Annotated in this window: 12 protein-coding genes; 11 read left to right on the forward strand and 1 reads right to left on the reverse strand. The window is 66.9% G+C overall.

The window, feature by feature from the left end; translation table 11 throughout:
- Nucleotides 1-35: 35 nt before the first annotated feature.
- From ACFWF1_RS34275 to ACFWF1_RS34325, 11 genes are read left to right on the forward strand one after another with little or no spacing between them, the layout of a single operon-like run.
- Nucleotides 36-1,310 carry a lysine N(6)-hydroxylase/L-ornithine N(5)-oxygenase family protein gene (locus ACFWF1_RS34275; protein ID WP_379281051.1) on the forward strand — a complete coding sequence of 425 codons (1,275 nt, stop codon included), beginning with the start codon at nt 36-38 and terminating at the stop codon, nt 1,308-1,310.
- Nucleotides 1,307-2,386, forward strand: coding sequence for an NAD(P)/FAD-dependent oxidoreductase (locus ACFWF1_RS34280; protein WP_379281052.1), 1,080 nt, complete (start codon nt 1,307-1,309; stop codon nt 2,384-2,386). The genes ACFWF1_RS34275 and ACFWF1_RS34280 overlap by 4 nt, the downstream gene beginning before the upstream one ends.
- The gene (locus ACFWF1_RS34285; protein WP_379281053.1) at nt 2,383-4,398 is read left to right on the forward strand and encodes a class I tRNA ligase family protein; all 2,016 of its coding nucleotides are present in this window, start codon (nt 2,383-2,385) and stop codon (nt 4,396-4,398) included. The genes ACFWF1_RS34280 and ACFWF1_RS34285 overlap by 4 nt, the downstream gene beginning before the upstream one ends.
- Entirely contained in the window at nt 4,398-5,885 is a 1,488-nt protein-coding gene (locus ACFWF1_RS34290) for an AMP-binding protein (protein WP_379281054.1), read from the forward strand. The genes ACFWF1_RS34285 and ACFWF1_RS34290 overlap by 1 nt, the downstream gene beginning before the upstream one ends.
- On the forward strand, nt 5,878-6,138 hold the full coding sequence (locus ACFWF1_RS34295; protein WP_379281055.1) for a hypothetical protein: 261 nt from the start codon (nt 5,878-5,880) through the stop codon (nt 6,136-6,138). Before ACFWF1_RS34290 ends, ACFWF1_RS34295 begins: the two co-directional genes overlap by 8 nt.
- A 1-nt stretch (nt 6,139) precedes the next feature.
- Complete coding sequence (locus tag ACFWF1_RS34300; protein WP_379281056.1) at nt 6,140-6,754, forward strand: GNAT family N-acetyltransferase; 615 nt, start codon at nt 6,140-6,142, stop codon at nt 6,752-6,754.
- Nucleotides 6,751-7,785, forward strand: coding sequence for a C45 family autoproteolytic acyltransferase/hydolase (locus ACFWF1_RS34305; RefSeq protein ID WP_379281057.1), 1,035 nt, complete (start codon nt 6,751-6,753; stop codon nt 7,783-7,785). Before ACFWF1_RS34300 ends, ACFWF1_RS34305 begins: the two co-directional genes overlap by 4 nt.
- Before the next feature lie 8 nt (nt 7,786-7,793).
- The gene (locus ACFWF1_RS34310; RefSeq protein WP_379281058.1) at nt 7,794-8,972 is read left to right on the forward strand and encodes an acyl-CoA dehydrogenase family protein; all 1,179 of its coding nucleotides are present in this window, start codon (nt 7,794-7,796) and stop codon (nt 8,970-8,972) included.
- Nucleotides 8,969-12,637, forward strand: a complete 3,669-nt coding sequence (locus ACFWF1_RS34315) for an acyltransferase domain-containing protein (protein ID WP_379281059.1) — start codon at nt 8,969-8,971, stop codon at nt 12,635-12,637. The genes ACFWF1_RS34310 and ACFWF1_RS34315 overlap by 4 nt, the downstream gene beginning before the upstream one ends.
- A gap of 2 nt (nt 12,638-12,639) precedes the next feature.
- Complete coding sequence (locus ACFWF1_RS34320; protein WP_379281060.1) at nt 12,640-13,644, forward strand: diiron oxygenase; 1,005 nt, start codon at nt 12,640-12,642, stop codon at nt 13,642-13,644.
- Nucleotides 13,641-14,846, forward strand: coding sequence for a CynX/NimT family MFS transporter (locus tag ACFWF1_RS34325; protein ID WP_379281061.1), 1,206 nt, complete (start codon nt 13,641-13,643; stop codon nt 14,844-14,846). The genes ACFWF1_RS34320 and ACFWF1_RS34325 overlap by 4 nt, the downstream gene beginning before the upstream one ends.
- A gap of 427 nt (nt 14,847-15,273) precedes the next feature.
- Here the strand turns inward: ACFWF1_RS34325 and ACFWF1_RS34330 are convergent, their stop codons facing one another.
- Nucleotides 15,274-15,846, reverse strand: a complete 573-nt coding sequence (locus ACFWF1_RS34330) for a hypothetical protein (RefSeq protein ID WP_379281062.1) — start codon at nt 15,844-15,846, stop codon at nt 15,274-15,276.
- Nucleotides 15,847-16,017: the final 171 nt, after the last annotated feature.

Raw genomic sequence — 16,017 nt, forward strand, 5'->3', positions numbered from 1 at the left:
GAGCGCTCACCGACAATTGTGAACATTACCGATGCGTGGGCATCGGTATCGGACCAGCAAATCTGAGCCTGGCGTCGCTGCTGTACGAACAGCCGGACGTCTCGAACCGGTTCTTCGAAAAGCGGCACGACTTTCGGTGGCACGACGGCCAGCTCCTGCCCAACACCTCGCTGCAGGTCTCGATGCTCAAGGACCTGGTCAGCCTCTCCGACCCGACGAACCGTTTTACTTTTCTGTCCTATCTCCATGCCAAGGGCCGGGTCTACCACTACCTCAACGCACAATTCGATGCGGTGCCGCGCAGCGAGTTCCGGAACTATCTGGAATGGGTCAGCTCCCGGAACGAGAACCTTGTCTTCGGCGAAGAAGTGCGCTCGATCGAATTCGATGATGTTTTCCGGCTACGTACCGGCAACCGCACCGTTACCGCCGACAACGTCGTGATCGGCGTCGGCCGAAAGCCTTATGTTCCGCCGCTGGCCGACAATCTGCTCGGGCCGACCCAATTCCACATCAGCGAATTCGCGGACAAGGCAGTCGGGCTCGCCGGACGACGAGTCTGGGTGATCGGCGGCGGCCAGTCCGGCGCGGAGGCCTTTCTCGAGCTGATCTCCCGTCCGCGCGCCGAGCTGCCGCGCCGGGTCGGCTGGATATCCCGGCGCCGCAACTACTTTCCCCTGGACGACTCACCGTTCACGAACGACTACTACATGCCGGGCTACTCGGAGTACTTCTCCGCCCTGCCCGGCCCCGCCCGCGACGCCATCAACTTCGCCCACGTGCTGACCAGCGACGGCATCTCCGAGGCCACGCTGCGCGAGATCTACCAGCGCATCTACCTGCACCGCTTCGTCGACGGCGCCACCGACCTGGTCGCCCTGTACCCGAACCGCGAGGTGCTGCGGGTGACCGGCGATCCAGGCTCGGGCTGGGACATCACCTTCACGCACAACGACCAGCCCGGCGTGCACGAACATGCCGAGGCCGATGTGATCGTCTGGGCGACCGGGTTCCACGCCGACGGCATGGAGTTCCTGTCTCCGGTGGCGGACCGCCTGGAGCGGGACAACGACGAATACAAGATCGACTCGGATTTCGCCGTCTGCTGGGACGGTCCCGCCGATCGAAATATCTTCCTGCAGAACGGCGCACGGCGACAGCGCGGCTTGGCCGACACCAATCTCAGTCTCGTCGCCTGGCGCAGCAAACGGATCGCCGATCGCCTGCGCGGCATCCGCTCCGACGATCCGCACGATTCGTTCCTCGAATGGTCGGCCAAGGCTCCCGACGATCGGAGCGTGGAGCGATGACGAGTCGGACAGTCGCCGTCATCGGAGGCGGAATCATCGGTTGCCTGATTGCGCGCGAAGTGATTTCGCGCTTCCCCGATACTCCCGTCGAAGTGTTCGACCGGGATGGGATCGGCACCGGAGCGAGCAGGCGCTCCGCGGGACTGCACTTTCCGCGCGGCGCGTCCGACCGCGTGCGGCAGATGACCGCATACAGCCAGGACTATTACGAAGACCTGGCGGCGAAACATCCTGCGCTACCTATTCATTCGCTCGGCATGACCGTGGTGGCAACCCACACCGCCGCCGGCCTCGGGGAGGTCTATCTCGACCGTGCGGCGCTGACACCGACGGACGCGGTGCCGGGCGGTCTGGTCCAGGTGCCGCGCGAAGCCGGTGTCTGGCGCGGCCAGGGCTGCCACTACGCCGATGTGCCCGCGCTGGCTCAGGCGATAGCCCACGAGCTGCGCCGACACGTCACCATCCGGGAAGGCTTGCGTGTCAATGCAATCGAGGACGCTGGGTCCGAGGTGCTGCTCCGGCTCAGCACCGGAGAGACGTGCACAGCCGGACGCGTGGTGCTGGCCCCCGGACCATGGCTGACCGACCGAGCCTGGCGTGACCTGGTCGCGCCGCTGAATTCGCGCGTCAAGAAGGTCGTCGCGCTCCACATCGAACAGGAGCCGAGGCCCGATGACGGCGTCGTCGTGTTCCATGACGAGGACGCCTTCCTGCTACCGCTGCGGCACCGCGGGCACTGGCTGTTCAGCTACACCCACGACGAGTGGGATGTCGATCCCGACACCGTGTCCGGCGGCATCGAAGACAACGTCCTCGAAGCGGCAATGCCGCTGCTGCAACGGTATTCGCCCGTCCTGGCCGAGCACGCCGTGGGCGGCCGGGTGTTCTGCGACGCCTACAGCGTCGATCGGCAGCCGCAGGTGCGAGCGCTCGACCCGGCCGGGCGGGTGATCTTCGCGGGCGCCGCGAACGGTTCGGGTTACCGGCTGGCCCCGGCGATCGCGGCCGAGGCCGTCGGCCTGCTGCGGCTGGACGAGCAGACAAGTCAGTCACCGAAGGAGATGAGTCCCGCGTGATCGTCAATCGCTTCGACACCGCCGACCTGCATGCGGCATTCGGCATCGACATGAGTTCGATCGATGGGTTCGGCTTCGGCGCGGGCTGGGCGCGGGTGGCCCCCGGCGGCCGGTCCGATCCGCACCAGCACGACGAGACCGAGGTGTTCCTGGTCGTCAGCGGCCACGGCGATGTCGTCGTGGACGGCGCACGGCATCCCGTCGGCCCCGGCATGGTCGTGCTGTTCGATCCGTTCGAGACCCATGTCGTCGAGAACACCGGGCCGACCGAGCTGGTGTTCTTCGATCTGTACTGGCGTGATCCGGGCCGGGCCGCCCGCGCGGCCGTCGGCCGCAGCGACCGGCGGCGCTTCGGCGAGCGGCCGATCTTCGTGTTCTCCACGCCGCCGACGCCGAACGGCGACCTGCATCTCGGGCACCTGTCCGGCCCGTATCTGGGTGCGGATGTTTTCGTCCGTTTCCAGCGGATGAACGGTGCCCAGGCGTGGCACCTCACCGGCAGCGACGACTACCAGAGTTACGTGGTCGACCGGGCGCGGCGCGAGGGCAAGGCGCCCGCGGCGACGGCGGCGCACTACAGCGCCGAGATCGCCGAAACGCTGCGGCTGATGGACATCGAACCCGATCAGTACACGGCGACCGACGCGGACCCCACCTATCGGACCGGATTGCAGGAGTACTTCTCTCGCGTCGTGGCATCGGGATCCGTTGCGCCTCAAGAGGGTCCGGCGCTGTTCGACGGCACGACGAACGACTACCTGTACGAGGTCGACGTGTCGGGCGGCTGCCCGGGCTGCGGAGCCTCGGCCGGTGGCAATATCTGCGAGGGCTGCGGCGAGCCCAATTCCTGTGTCGACCTGACTGATCCGCGATCGAACAGGTCGCAGGCGTCCCCGCGGATCGACACGATCACCCGGTTCACCCTGCCGTTGCACGAGTTCGCCGCCGAACTCGCCGCGCACCATCGGCTCGGCCGAGTTCCGGCGCGGCTACGCGAACTGGCCGGGCGATTGTTCGCCCGCCCTCGGCTCGACGTGGCGATCACCCATCCGGCGACGTGGGGTGTGCCGCCCACCGAAACCGGCGCGGACGGACAGGTCATCTGGGTCTGGCCGGAGATGTCTTACGGTTTCCTGCACGGTATTTCGGCGTTGGGGCGGCGCCTCGGCCGGGACTGGCGCTCGGACCAGCCCGAGCAGGACTGGAAGATCGTGCATTTCTTCGGCTACGACAACAGCTTCTACCACTCGATCCTGTATCCCGCGCTCTACCGGCTGGCCTTCCCCGACTGGCACCCGGATATCGACTACCACGTCAACGAGTTCTATCTCCTCGATGGCGGCAAATTCTCCACCAGCCGACGGCATGCCGTCTGGGGCAAGGAAATCCTCTCGCCGGACAGCGTGGACGGTGTGCGGTACTTCCTGTCCCGGACTCGACCGGAGTCGCGGAGTACCAACTTCACCCGCGAAAGCTATGCGGCCGCCGTGCGCGAGGAATTGATCGGCACCTGGCAGCGCTGGCTCAACGATCTGGGGCACCGCATCCAGACTCGCTACGGGGGCCACGCGCCGGACGCAGGCGTCTGGACGCCGGAGCACACGGCGTTTCTCGGCCGCCTCGGCACTCGGCTGTCCGCCGTGACCGCCGCCCTCGGTCCCGATGCGTTCTCCGTCGAGGCCGCGGCCGCGGAACTGCACGGAATCGTCACCGACACAGTTTGTTTCGCCGAGCGGGAAAGCGTGGTGGCGGCGGTCGAGGATTGGCACGACGAGGCCCGCACCGCCGTCGCGCTGGAACTGGCCGCGGCGCGGTTGCTCGCCCACTGCGCCACTCCGGTGCTGCCACGGTTCGCCGGGCGGCTCGGCGAAGCACTCGGCGGGCCCCGCCCGAGCGAATGGCCGCACATCGTGGAACTCGTGCCCGCGGGGACCCGGATCGATCTGGTGCGGAAGTTCTTCGCGGAACCGTCGGTCGCGGCGGCGGAGCCGGTCGGGGTGGGGAGCGCGTGATGGATTCGGTGATCAACCAGATCGTCACGACGTCGCCCCCGCCCGGCTACCACGCGACCTTCGCCCGGCTGGGCACGACGGAGACGATCGAACTGCGTGAGTTGTGCACGCGGGCCGAACGTTTGGCGGTTCGGCTCCGCGAACTGGGCGTGGCGCCGGGAGATCGCATAGGGATTCTCGCGGCGAACTGTCTGGAATGGGTGCTGCTGGATCTGGCCGCGCTGCGGTGCAAGGCGGTGACCGCCGGGCTGGAACCCGGCAAATTCGAGCCGGACGCGGCGCTGCTCGCGCGCTACGACCTGAAACTGCTGTTCACCGATCAGCCGTCCACTGCCGCCAGTGTCCGGCCGATCAGCGAGGTTCGTACGCTCGCTGAACAACCCGCGGACCCGCTGCCCCCGGTCCGGTACGACAGTGACGAGGCGACCACCCTCAAATTCACCTCGGGCAGCACCGGCGTGCCGAAGGGGCTTGCGGCCAGCGTGGGCAGCATCGACAGCTCGCTGCGCGCCGTCCAGGAAATGTTCGCGCACGGCCCCGGCGATCACCTGTTCGTCTTTCTGCCGCTGGCCCTGTTGCAGCAGCGGTATTGGATCTATTCGGCGCTGTGCTTCGGCCACGACGTCACGGTCAGCACCTACGAGGCCGCGTTCACCGCGCTGCGGCAGGTGCGGCCCACCGTCGTGATGGGGGTGCCGGGTTTCTACGAGACCGTGAAACAACATCTGGCGGCACAGGCCGATCCGCAGGTCGCGGCGAAAGAGTTGTTCGGCGACCGAATTCGCTACCTGTGGACCGGATCCGCACCGGCCGGCGCGGACATGCTGCGTTTCTTCACCCGCCTCGGCGTGCCCATCTACGAGGGCTACGGCATGAACGAGACCTGCATCGTCGCCAAGAACCATCCCGGCGCCAGCAAGGCGGGCAGCGTCGGGCGGGTCGTGCCGGGCAAGGAGGTGCTGTTCGACGCAGACGGCGTCATCAGTGTGCGCAGCGACCACCCGGTGGCGCGGCGCTACGAATACGGTGCGACCGCGCATTCGATGGGCGTGTTCGCCGCCGATGGCACGGTCCGGACCGGCGATATCGGCTATCTCGACGAGGACGGCTTTCTCTACATCCGCGGTCGCGCCGACGACGTGATCGTGTTGGCGAACGGAAAGAAAGTGATCGTCCGGCCGATCGAGGAACGGATGGCGGCCAGCGCGGCGATCGAGCACTGCGTGGTGTTCTGCCCGACGCAGACTCAGCTCGTCGCCGTCGTCTCCCCGGCGGCCGAACCCGCCGACGAGGCGGCCATCGCCGAGCACCTCGCACACACCAACGCGGAGCTGGAGCGTGACGAGCGCATCGGCAGGGTGGTGATCGCCCGACCTCGGTTCAGCATCGACAACGGACTGCTCAGTTCGCAGTACAAACCGAAACGCAGCCAGATCCTCGAACAGTATCGACGGGAAATCGGTGAGAAAGGAAGAACCCATGCCTGATGTGGAAAAGGCTGTGCACGACAACTTCCGGAAGGTGATCGCGTCGAACAACGCGCAGGGTGCGCTCGATCCGGACCTCGACATGGTCGACGACTACGGGCTCACCTCACTGAACAAGGTCCTCTTCCTGACCGCGGTCTGCGACGACACCGGAATCTCGCTGGCGAACTTCATCGAGGAGGACGTGGCCGCCCTGCACACCCTGCGCGACGTGACCGCGGCGCTGTCCCGGCACGCGGAAAGTGCGGTCTGAGATGGGATGGGCTGAGCTGGCGCCCGCGCGGCTGGAGAACGACCATCTGTTGCTCCAGCCGATCGAGCCGGCGGACCGGGCGGCCCTGTGCGAGATCGCGCTGGACCCCGACATCTGGCGATACTTCGTCTCGCTGGTGCAGACCGAGGCCGACTTCGACGCGTTCTTCGATGCGGGACTGGAGGATCAGCGGGCCGGGCGCCGGGTGGTCTTCTACATCATGGACAAGGCCAGCGGCCGGGCCGCGGGCAGCATGAGCTACGGGAACATGGCCGAACGCGACGGCAGGCTGGAGATCGGCTGGTCCTGGCTCGGCCGCGACTTCCGCGGCCGCGGGCTCAACCGGTGGGCGAAATACCTGCTGCTGGAACACGCCTTCGAACGGCTCGGCGCGGAACGGGTGGAGTTCAAGACCGACGTGCTGAACGAGCAGGCGCGTCGCGGTCTGCGCAATATCGGGGCGGTCGAGGAGGGTGTGCTGCGCAGTTTCAACCCGATGCCCGGCGGCCGTCGCCGGGACGCCATTTTCTACAGCGTGCTGCGTGCCGAATGGGCCGGTGTCAAAAGCAAACTGGCCGCCTATCCGAAGGTGCAATTGGCGGGCGCCGTCGAATGAACGCGGTCCTGCGGACTCCGTTCCTGCGAGTCGAGGGTGATGCCTTCGCCCTCGGCTATCAGCACGGGCAAGCCAGGGCCGCGGCTTTGCGAGACTTTCTCGACGACGGGCTGTGCCGGTTGAACCGGATCCTGCCGGAGCCGGTGTCGCTGCCGGAGTTGCGGCCGACGATCGACGCCTACCTGGCCGAGATCACCGCTGCGACACCGGATCTGGCCGAGGAGATCCGCGGGCTCGCCGCCGGGGCGGACATCGACCTGCGGGAGGCCGTGCTGCTCCAGATACGCCGCGAAATCCTTGGCTACCAAAAGATTCCGACCGCAGGGGACTGCACCACATTCGCGCTGGCCGGCCCGGATCCGGTGCTGGCGCAGACCGTGGATCTCAATGGCAATCTGGACGATCAGATCAGTGTGCTGGAGATCGTGCGGGCCGGAGCGTCCCGACGCACGCTGGTGCTCAGTTTCGGCGGGCTGCTCGGTTACCTCGGCCTCAACAGTGACGGCCTGGCAGTGGGGTTGAATCTCGTGCTCGGCGGGCAGTGGCGGCCGGGTGTGCCGCCCTACCTGGCTATCCGGCATCTGCTCGACAACGCGGGCTCCGTCGAGGAAGCGGTGGGCATGTTGCGGGAACTGCCCCTGGCCAGTTCCCGCAACATCGTGCTGTGCGACCGGGACACGGCCGCCTACGTCGAGGTGCTCGACCAGGAGGTCAGGATCGAGTACGGCCGCAATGTCTTGCACACCAACCATTTCCTGGATCCCAGCTTCGCGCCCCGGGACGAGATCAACGTGTTCGCCCGCAATTCCTCGATCCGCAGGCTGGAGGTGTGCCGGACCAGGCTCGCCACCGTGGGCACCGACCCGGAGGACCTTTTCGCCGTGCTGTCCACGCCGCCGATCAACGTCGTGGACAACGGTGACATCCGCCGCGAACACACGGTGGCGGCCGTCGTCCTGTGTCCTGATCGGCTGCACCTGCGGCCCGGTGATCCCGCGACGCACCCCACCGAAATCTTCACGCTGTCCTAGGAGCAACGATGAGCTTCGATGCGGGCATCCTCGCCCTCCCGTTCTACGAGCCGCGGCATGTAGAGCGCGCGCGGCAAATCGAGAGTTGGTGCGCGGAACAAACTGAGCTCTGGGATGACTCGGGCGACGACCCGGATGCGACCGGGCTAAGGATTCTTCGGGCGCTCGGCGAGCACGGCTGGTTGACCGCGCTGGATCCGGCCGCGGGACCGGAGGGCCTGGCGGCAGGCGACTGCCGCTCGCTGTGCCTGCAGCGCGAGGCACTGGCCTACGCCGACGATCTCGCCGATTTCGCGTTCTCGATCCAGGCGCTGGCCGCGACGCCAATTGTGCGGCACGGCAACGAAGAACAGCAGCGGCGGTACCTCGCACCGATGGCGAAGGGCACGCTGTGCGGCGCGTTCGCCATCTCCGAACCGGAGGTGGGCTCGGATGTCGCGGCGATCGGACTGCGGGCCGACCGGGTCGCCGACGGTTACCTGCTGAACGGTGCCAAGGCATGGATCGCGAATGCCGGTATCGCGGACCTGTTCTGCGTCATCGCGCGGACCGGCGAGGGGCCGGGCGCCCTGGGTTTAACGGCGTTCCTGGTGCCCGCAGCTACACCGGGACTTACTGTAGGCCAACGGGTTCCGTTGATCGCGCCGCGGTCCTTCGCCGATCTCGAGTTCGTGGATTGTCACCTGCCGTCGGACAGCGTGCTCGGCAGGCCGGGTGGCGGTTTCGTGGTCGCGATGGAGGTGCTCGAACGGTTTCGGATGACCGTGGGCGCGGCGGCACTCGGGTTCGCGCGCCGGGCCACCGACACCGCGCTGGCCCACGCGAAGAACCGGAAGATGTACGGCGCGCGGCAGTTCGATCTGCAACTGGTGAAGGCGTCCTTCGCCGAGATCGAGGTCGAGCTGAACGCCATGGCGTTGCTGGTGACTCGCGCCGCATGGGCGGCCGACAGCGGGGATCCGGCCGCGGCGAAACACTCCAGCATCGCCAAGCTGTATGCCACCGAGCGGGCGCAGCACATCGTGGATGCCTGCGTGCAGGTCTTCGGCGCCGCGGGGTTGGTCGCCGACAGCGTGCCGGAGCGGTTGTACCGGCAGATTCGGTCGCTGCGGATCTATGAGGGCAGCTCCGAGGTGCAGAAGATGATCATCGCGGGCTCCCTCGGCGGCCGAGGACGGGCGAAATGAGCGCCTACCTGGCTCGGCCGCCCCGGCGCTCGGCTCGGGTGCGGCTGTTCTGCTTCCCGCATTCCGGCGGCGGCGCTTCGGTTTTCCGCGGCTGGCCGCAGGAACTGCCGGGGTGGGTGGACGTGCTGCCGGTGCTGCTGCCCGGTCGGGAAGAACGCGCGGACGAGCCGCCGCCGACCGATCTGGACGAATTGGCCGACGCGATCGCCGACGCGATCCGTCCGCATCTCGACGGGCCCTATGCGTTGTTCGGGCACAGCCTGGGCGGCCTGCTGGCATACCAGGTGGCGCTGCGGCTGGACCGGGCGCCGGTGGCGCTGCTGGTCGCGGGCCTGTCCGCGCCACACCGGCTCGCGCCGGAGCCGATGCACGAGCTGTCCGACGACGATCTGCTCGATCGGATCTTCGAGATGGGCGGTACCCCAGTCGAATTGCGCGACGAGCGGGATCTGCTGCGCTCAGCCCTACCCGCGCTGCGGGCGGACGTGACGATGTTCTGCACCTACCGGCATCGGCCCGCCGCACCGGTGGCGTGCCCGATCGTGGTGTTCAGCGGCCGCGACGACGCCCTTGCGGCACCGGACGACGCCGACGCGTGGGGTGAACTCGCCGAAAAGACCGTGCGCACAAGCGAATTGCCCGGCGGTCACTTCTTCGTCCGGACCCATCGCCGCGAGCTGACCCGGATGATCACGGCCGAGCTGCGCCGCTGCCTGCCGCCGATCGACCGGCCGCGGGCATCCGCCCCGGAGCCCGTCCGACGCGGGCGCATCGAGCCGATAGCCGTCGTCGGCATCGGCTGCCGCCTGCCGGGTGCCGATGGGCCACAAGCACTGTGGCGGTTGCTCGTCGACGGCGTGGATGCGGTGACCGAGGTGCCCGAGCAGCGCTCCGACCATCCGGCCGTGTTCGGCCGGCTGCCCGCGGTGCCGTCCGACTTTCGCCGCTTCGGCGGATTCCTGGACGACGTCGAGGGTTTCGACGCGGCCTTCTTCGGCATCTCACCCCGGGAGGCCGATCGGATGGATCCGCAGCAGCGGTTGCTGTTGGAGGTGGCCTGGGAGGCATTGGAGGACGCCGGGATCGCGCCCACCGCGCTGGCGGGCACGCGTACCGGCGTCTTCGTCGGTCAAATGGGCCGGGACTACTGGGAATTGCAGGCTCGGCAGAGTTCGCTCGACCTGCACGCACTGACCGGAGGTGGGCTGGCGTCGTTCCTGTCCGGCCGGATCTCGTTCGCGCTCGACCTGCGCGGCCCGAGCGTCTCGGTCGACACGGCCTGCTCATCGTCCTTGACCGCGGTTCACCTGGCCTGGCAGAGCCTGCAACTCGGCGACTCGGACCTGGCGCTGGCGGCCGGGGCGAATCTGGTGCTGCTGCCCGAACTGGCCGCCATCTACGAGCAGGTCGGGCTGATGTCGCGGCGGGGCCGCTGCCGGTTCGGCGACGCCACCGGTGACGGCTTCGTCCGTTCCGAAGGCGTCGGCGTGGTGGTGCTCAAACCGCTGGCACAGGCCCGCGCCGACGGCAATCGCGTGTATGCGGTGATTGCGGGGAGCGCGAGCAACAACGACGGCAGCGGCGGCGGTTCCCTGGTAGCTCCCTCCCAGGAGGCGCAGGAGCGGCTGCTGCGCGACGCACTGGACCGGGCGGGGGTCGATCCCGGCGCGGTGGATTATGTGGAAGCCCATGGCACGGGAACGAATACGGGTGACGCCATCGAGCTGCGGGCGCTGTCCCAGGTGTTCGCCGGAACGCGCCCCGACGGGCGGCCGTGCCTGGTCGGCTCGGTGAAGACCAATATCGGCCACCCCGAGGGGGCGGCAGGCATCTCGGGACTCATCAAAACGGTGCTGAGCGTGCATCATCGGTTGATCCCGGGAAATCCACTGCTGACCGAGTCGCATCCGGTCCTGCTCGAACCGGGCACGCCGTTGCGTGTGCCGACCGAACCTGTTGCATGGCCTGAGGATTCGCCGCCGATCGCCGGTGTGACGTCCTTCGGTCTGTCCGGAACCAACGTGCACGTCGTGCTCACCGCTGCTCCCGCGGATGCAGAGCCGGACGACGATACGCAGCCACTGGTACTGCCGCTCTCGGCACGTGATCCCGTTGCGGTACAGGAACTTACAGCCGCTTACGCCGATCGGCTGGACGGCGCGGACCCGGTCACCGCGCGGCAGGTATGCGCTGTGGCGGCGCGCGGGCGGGCGCACCACGAATGGCGATCGGCGGTAGCCGCGGTCGACGGCGACGGACTGGCCGCCGCGTTACGCGACCGACTACTCGATGAGGTCATCCAGCAGCCCACCGGCGGAATCCGTGTCGCGTTCGTCTTTCCCGGACACGGCAGCCAGTGGGCCGGCATGGGTCGCGAGCTGCTGAACACGTCGGCCGTGTTCCGGGAATCGATCGAAAGCTGTGACGCGGCAATCCGATCCGCGACCGGATGGTCGCTGCTGAAGGTGCTCGCCGACGACGACGGGACGGAGCTGGCGAAGACCGCGGTGATCCAACCGGCCGTGTGGGCCGTGCAGGTGGCTTTGGCACAACACTTGCGCTCGTGGGGCATTCGGCCCGATGTCGTCATCGGCCACAGTTTCGGTGAGGTGGCCGCAGCCACGGTCGCCGGGGCGATCGATCTCGCCACCGCCGCCGAGCTGATCTGTCGCCGTGGCGAACTCACCGCGCAGGCGGACGGCCTCGGCGGCATGCTCGCGGTGGCCATGCCGGTCGAGGAAGCCGCGGCCGCCGCCGCAGGCTACGGCGACCGGATTGTGGTGGCAGCCTGCAACAGCCCGCGCCTGACCGTGCTGTCCGGCGAAACCGACGCGCTGGACGGGTTACTCGACGAACTGCGGAGCGCCGGGGTGCGCGGCGGGCGGGTGCGGATCAACTTCGCCTCGCACAGCCGGTTCATGGATCCACTGCAACCGCAGCTCATCGCCGCGCTCACCGGACTGCGGGCCGAGCCGGTTGCCGTGCCGTTCCGGTCCACGGTCACCGGCGAGCGCATGTCCGGTCCGGATCTCGATGCCGGGTACTGGGCCGGCAACCTGCGGTCCGCCGTTCGATTCGCCGACGCGATCGCCGCCGAAAACGCTGAGGGTCCAACGGTTTTCCTGGAAATTGCCCCGCATTCGGTGCTGGCGCAGGCCATCGAGCAATGCCTCGCCGACAGTGCGAGCGGTACGGCGGTAGCCGGGCTGCGCCGGGACACGTCCGACACCGCCCGCCTCGCGGAGATCGTCGCCCGCCTCTACACCGCCGGTGTCGATCCGGAGTGGACCGCGATATACCCGGCGCTGCCCGTGCCGGACGAGATGCCCACCTACCCCTGGCAGCGCCGGCGCACCTGGTTCACGCCTGCCGAATCGGCGTCGGTGGACCTGCCGGCCCTCGCCGAACCTGCTGCGCCGCCTGAAGTCCCGGCCGATGGCGGCCTACTGGACACCCTGACCGCCGAGCTCGGCGCGGTACTCGGCCTACCCCCGCAACGGATTCCGCGGCGGCGCCCGCTGCGCGACGTCGGTTGTGACTCACTGGCCGCCGTCGAGATCCGGGCCCGGCTCGAACAACGGTGGGGAACCGAGATCTCGTCGAGCGCGGTGCTCGCGGCGAGCGTCGAAGACCTCGCCGAGGCCATCACCACAATGGAGGGATAGCCATGACTTTTCCGCAATATCCCGGAGACGGTCCCGTCGTGCCGTCACTGCCGGAGCACGACCCCGACGACCCGATCGAAAACGCGGTGATCAGCAGGCTCACCGCGAACTGGCATCGGCGCGCGATGGTGAAGCGCCCGGAACCCGACCTGGACGAGCTGTTCGAACCCGCCCGCCCCGACTACCCGGAAGGTCTCATCCCGTTCCGGGACCACCCGACCTACCAGGCCATGGACCCCGACCTCCGGGCGCGGCTGCTCGGCTGGGGCTGGGTGGCCTTCAACAAACACATCATGGACACCGAACAGCACGTGGTGAACCCGACCTTCGCGCTGATCATCGAGGACACCTACGACACCGGCCTGGAGATGGAGACGCTCACCACCGCCATGACCCAGGCGATGCTCGACGAGCAGTACCACACTCTGATGCACCTCAATGCCAGTTCGGTGATGCGGCGCCGCCGCGGCTGGCGGATGCCCGAGACGGCACTTCCGCTCGGACACAAGGCCGCTCGGCTCCGGCAGCGCATGGCCAACAGCGAGGAACGCTGGCAGCGCGAGCTCAGCGCGCTCGCCTTCACCACGGTCGCCGAGATCTCGATCAACTCCTACCTCGATCTGATCGCCGAGGACGACGAGATCCAGCCGATCAACAAGGTCACCGCGACCATGCACAACCGCGACGAGTACTGTCACTCCTCGATCGCCGACGAGGTCGCCAAGGCCGTGTACCACCGGCTCGGTCCGGCGGAACGCGCCCTGTTCCGGGAGGCGATGGTCGACGGGCTGGAAGCGTTCGCCGCGAACAACTTTCCCACCTGGCATCGCATCGTCGATCTGGTCGGCGTCGATGGCGGGCACGAGATGTTGCGGGAGGTCGAGCACGACCGGTCGACGAAACGGTTGCTGTCCAATTTCAGTGGGCTGCACAAGTTCTGCAGCGAACTGGACATACTCGAGGAGCTCACGTTCGATTGGTCAACGGTGACGATCGAGGGCCCGTGAGGGCTGAAACCACGGCGCTCGCACCGAAATCCGCTGCGGTGGTACCGATCTGGCTGGTAGCCGTCGGTGTCTCGCTGGTCGCGCTGAACCTGCGGCCGCCCATCACAGCGATTTCGACGCTGATGCCGCAGGTACAACACCAGGAGGGATTCAACAGCACCGTCGCCAGCCTGCTGGTGGCGGTGCCCATCGCCTGCTGGGTGGGCTTCTCCGGCCTGACACCGCGCATCGGACGCAAACTCGGACTCAACCGCACCATCGGCTACGCGCTACTGGTGCTGTTGGCAGGCTTCGGCATTCGGCTGCTACCCGGCGTGCCCGCACTGTTCGCCGGGACCGCGATCATCGGCCTGGCCATCACCATCGGCAACGTCCTGGTGCCCGCCGCGATCAAACGCGATCACCCCGCACACGTCGGCCTACTGACCGGCCTCTACACCATGTCGCTGTACACCGGAGCGGCCGCAGCCTCAGGAATCACCCTGCCCCTACAGGACGCCACTGGCTTCGGCTGGCGCGCGACACTGGGCCTATGGGCCGTCCCCGTCGTCATCGCCTGGTTCGTCTGGCTCCCCCAACTGCGCGTCCGCAGCGACACAGGCACCGGCCCCGCGGACGAGGCCACGCCGCGCAGCTTGTGGCTACAGCCGCTGGCCTGGGCGGTGACCATCTTCTTCGCCATGCCCGCGCTGCTGTTTTACACCGTTTCCGCTTGGCTCCCAACGATTCTCGTGGATGCGGGCATGGACGCCTCCCTGGCAGGCGGCATGCTCTCGGTAGCCAACCTGGTCGCGGTCCCTTCAGCCCTGGCCATGTCCATCCTGGTCAACCGAAACGAACGCCAAGTCCGGGCCGCGGTCTCGACCGGTGCCGTGCTGGTCATTGCCTTTGTCGGACTGCTGATTTCGCCGACCGACGGGACCATCATATGGATGATCCTGCTCGGTGCCGGACTAGGCGCAGGTACCGCCATCGGCTACTCGCTCCCCATCCTCCGCTCCCACGACGCACAGACCACCGCAAAACTCACCGCAATGAGCCAAACCGCCGGATTCGCCCTCTGCGCGATCGGCCCAGTACTAGCCGGCGCCCTCCACGACCTAACCCACGCCTGGACCGCCGTACTAGCCCTACTGATCGCACTGTCCATCGTCCAAATCCTGTCAGGCGCACGAGCCGGAACCCCACGCTTCGTATCCTGATCCCTGGTTATCAACACCTCGCCTGCCAGCGGTTTCGGCGAGGCCGCGTAGCACTCTTTACCTGAGCGTGATTTTGTGGCACAAGACAACGATTCATCGACATCGCCACAACGCGACGATAAGCCGAGGAGACGTAAGTGAGCCGGATCAATCGGCGGCCTGATGATCAGCAGCTGACAGTTCGAACAGGAGAACTTGCCGCTGCGGTCGCGGTCGGCCACCTCGGGGCTCAGGGACTCGCCGACCTGTCGTGCGAGGGTCAACCATGCACGACAAGGGCTCTCGGAGAATCGAGCAGAGTCAAATGGTCGCTGTTGAAGATCAAATATCGACCTTTTGACTCTGCTCGATCCCACGAACGCATATCTCCGCGAAGGCCTCGGGCCGCCCAACGACTAGATCCGAACGCACCATGCCCCCACTGTGTTCAGCCCGGCAGGGCCGCGGACACCAAGCCCATGATGATCGAGGACAACGACAATGCTCCGGTGCCGAAGGCGGCGGCGAGGGCGTAGCCGATGAGCAGTTCCTCGACGGTCGGTTCCGGCGGCTCGACGGTCTTGTTGACGAGCTTGACGTGTTGCGGCACGGCCCAGAGGACCTCGATCGTGCCGTCCACATCGGCTGTCAGATCGCCGAAGTGCTTCTCGATCTCATGCGGTTTGCCCTTGATGAACATGCAGGTGTCGATACCTGTGGGGCGGAAGCTCAGAATTCGGTCATCGTCCTCCACGATAATCCGATAGGTCCGCTTCAAAATTTTGCCGCTGCCCGGAACAACTTTGATCTCACGATCATTCACCCGTGTGGTGAGAAAATTCGGATCTCGTGTTCCGATGGGAATATTCTTACGGATGCGGGGGCCCGTTCGCGAGATGGTGACAGTTGTCGATTCGTCGGATTCGAGCCTCGTCGTCACCGTGTCGCCGGTTCGGGTGATGAGAATATTTCCGAATATCAGACTGTCTGCGATCAATTGCTGCGGTTCGGAAACTGTCACTTCCGTATTCCTCTTGCTTCAGAGTGATGGGCGAAGATGCGGATATCGGGCGATTCTTTCGCAGGCGGAATGTCCCTGCACGCCTGTCGATTTCGCTCATATGCTCGAATGTGGTCCCCCTGGAGTACGGCTGAGATACTAAATACTCTGCACCGCAACGAATTCCAGCAT

It is taken from the genome of Nocardia sp. NPDC060255 (assembly GCF_042727395.1).
Taxonomy (GTDB): domain Bacteria; phylum Actinomycetota; class Actinomycetes; order Mycobacteriales; family Mycobacteriaceae; genus Nocardia.